The 401-nt window shown below is 51.6% G+C and carries 4 tRNA genes; all 4 read left to right on the forward strand.

Features of this window, described 5'->3' with window-relative positions:
- Positions 1 to 34: 34 nt before the first annotated feature.
- The 4 genes from HMPREF2877_RS01015 (at position 35) to HMPREF2877_RS01030 (ending at position 366) form a co-directional block, all read left to right on the forward strand.
- Positions 35 to 106: transfer RNA gene (locus tag HMPREF2877_RS01015), tRNA-Gly, on the forward strand.
- Positions 107 to 112: 6 nt separating this feature from the next.
- Positions 113 to 198: transfer RNA gene (locus HMPREF2877_RS01020), tRNA-Leu, on the forward strand.
- Positions 199 to 212: 14 nt separating this feature from the next.
- Positions 213 to 286 (forward strand) — tRNA-Arg (locus tag HMPREF2877_RS01025).
- A gap of 6 nt (positions 287 to 292) precedes the next feature.
- Positions 293 to 366 (forward strand) — tRNA-Pro (locus HMPREF2877_RS01030).
- The last annotated feature ends 35 nt before the right edge of the window (positions 367 to 401 follow it).

Below are 401 nucleotides of genomic sequence, written 5' to 3' on the forward strand. Positions count from 1 at the left end.
GTCGCGTGTTCAAGTCATGTAGCCGGCATAAAATGCGAACGTAGTTCAGTGGTAGAACACCACCTTGCCAAGGTGGGGGTCGCGGGTTCGAATCCCGTCGTTCGCTTGAGGAGCCGGGGTGGCGGAACTGGCAGACGCACAGGACTTAAAATCCTGCGAAAGGAAACTTTCGTACCGGTTCGATCCCGGTCCTCGGCATAATATAATAATGAGCACCCTTAGCTCAACTGGATAGAGTACCTGACTACGAATCAGGCGGTTAGAGGTTCGACTCCTCTAGGGTGCATTTTATCGGGAAGTAGCTCAGCTTGGTAGAGCACTTGGTTTGGGACCAAGGGGTCGCAGGTTCGAATCCTGTCTTCCCGATTTAGACCTTTGAGAACTGAATAAGAAACCAAGTG

Source organism: Streptococcus sp. HMSC072D03 (assembly GCF_001812855.1).
Lineage (GTDB): Bacteria > Bacillota > Bacilli > Lactobacillales > Streptococcaceae > Streptococcus > Streptococcus salivarius_D.